The 1,859-nt window shown below is 64.0% G+C and carries 3 protein-coding genes; 2 read left to right on the top strand and 1 reads right to left on the bottom strand.

What is annotated here, in order from left to right; all coding sequences use genetic code 11:
* On the bottom strand, window positions 1-193 hold a 193-nt coding region (locus tag WCA53_RS26195), incomplete at its 3' end, for a hypothetical protein (protein ID WP_423917353.1).
* Between WCA53_RS26195 and WCA53_RS26200 the strand changes: the two genes are divergently transcribed.
* The gene (locus tag WCA53_RS26200) at window positions 192-1,076 is read left to right on the top strand and encodes a substrate-binding periplasmic protein (RefSeq protein ID WP_423917356.1); all 885 of its coding nucleotides are present in this window, start codon (window positions 192-194) and stop codon (window positions 1,074-1,076) included. The genes WCA53_RS26195 and WCA53_RS26200 overlap by 2 nt on opposite strands.
* A 22-nt stretch (window positions 1,077-1,098) precedes the next feature.
* Window positions 1,099-1,859: dicarboxylate/amino acid:cation symporter (locus WCA53_RS26205; protein WP_423917359.1), on the top strand; the 761-nt coding region annotated here is incomplete at its 3' end.

Raw genomic sequence — 1,859 nt, forward strand, 5'->3', positions numbered from 1 at the left:
CCGGGATCGATCCTCCCGCCGATCCCTCCGCCGCGTCCGGTCCTTCCGCTGCTTCCACCAACTGAAAATTGCTAATCGATATGTTGCTTTCGCTTTTACCTCTTGCCTGGTTGCCCCAACCGAACCAACCGCCCCAGCAGCGCGGCTGGGCTGCCCGCACGCTGAGCAGCAGGTGGCTGAGGACGGCTGCCATGCTCGCGGGCGCCGTAATCCTCGCCGCCAGCACCACTGCTGCGGCGGCAGCTACGTCTACCCCTTCCGCAAGCGCCCCGGCCCCGGCCCCGGCTAGCGCCGTGATGGTCACGACGCCGACCGGCCTCGTGCGGATGCCGGATGGACGCCTGCTCGCGCCCGAATTCGCGCGCATCGTGAACCGCGGCGAGTTGGTGGTCGCGGTACTCGGCGTCGACCAGCCGCCGTTTTTCGAGCAGCACGAGGGCGTCCTGAGCGGCATCGACATCGACATCGCGAAGGAACTCGCGGCGAAACTCGGCGTCAAGGTGAGCTTCAATCGCGGGGCCAGCACGTTCGACGCGGTCGTGGATCTGCTGGCAAGCGGTCAGGCCGACCTGGCGGTCAGCAAGCTTTCGCGCACGCTGTCGCGCGCCGAGATCATCAGCTTCAGTACGCCCTATATCCGGCTGCACCGCGCGTTGCTTTTGAACCGCGTGAAGTTCGCCCAGTTCGCGCGCGGCCGCGCTGTGCCGGACGTGATCCGCTCCTATGACGGCACGATCGGCGTGGTCATGAATTCGTCGTATTCCGCCTACGTGCAGACCAATTTTCCGCGCGCCCGGGTGACCAGCTATCCAAGCTGGGACGCGTTGCTCAAGGGACTGGACGCCGGCGAGGTCACGGCGGCCTATCGCGACGAGTTCGAAGTCAAGCACGTACTCAAGCGTGACCCGACCGCTTCATTGCGGCTGAGGGTGGTCACGCTGGAGGATCTCGACGACACGATTGCGATCGGCGTCAACGTCAGCGCGCCGGCTTTGCTCGCATATGTGAATCAGTTTCTCGCCGAGCGCAGCACGAAGCTCGATGTGACGACGCTGTTGCAGGCTACAGACAACTAATCAGGGCAACAGGACAGCGACGATGATATCCAACAAGATTTATGCTTTCGCCGTGAACCCGTGGGCGGTGATCGGCAGTCTGGCGCTCGGGGGCGCTTTCGGCCTGCTGGTGCCCGAAGAGGCGCTGCGACTCGGTGTAGTAGGGGACGTGTACGTCAATCTGCTGAAGATGACGACCTTGCCGTTCATGATGTCGGCGGTCATCTTCAGCCTCCAGCGGCTGTTTCGCGACGGCGGCACCTCGCGCCTGCTATTGCGCGTCGTGGTCGTGTTCCTGTGCGCTTCGGCGACCGTCGCGCTGGTCGGTGCGGTGGTGCTGCTCGTGATGCGGCCAGGCGCCAATCTCTCGACTGCCACGATGCACACGTTCGGCCTGATGGTCGGCAACGACTCGGGTTCGAACGAAACCGTGATGAAACTCTACGGCACGGACGTCGCCGTGAAAGGGCTGAGTCTCTTCGATGTGCTCACCAGCCTCGTGCCGAACAACATCTTCGCCGCGCTCGCCAACGGCGACGCACTCAAGACGCTCGTGTTCGCCCTGCTGTTCGGCCTCGCGGTAGGCCGCGTGCCGGAGCGGATCTCGGCGGGCTTGAACCAGGTGCTGGAAACGATCTACCAGGCGTGCCAGAAACTCATGCACTGGCTCGGCTATCCGCTGCCGCTGATCCTCTTCTGCATGAGCGCGGCACAGCTCGGCAAGTCGGGTGTCGGCCCGCTGCACGCGATGCTGCAATTCGTGATCGCGTTCTTCATCGTCTCCGTCGTGCTGCTCGTCTTCGC

Source organism: Caballeronia sp., assembly GCF_049581465.1.
GTDB lineage: Bacteria > Pseudomonadota > Gammaproteobacteria > Burkholderiales > Burkholderiaceae > Caballeronia.

Bases quoted from the DNA above. Each gene is read 5' to 3' on its own strand.
- WCA53_RS26200 (WP_423917356.1), top strand. From the start codon at position 192: ATGCTCGCGGGCGCCGTAATCCTCGCCGCCAGCACCACTGCTGCGGCG.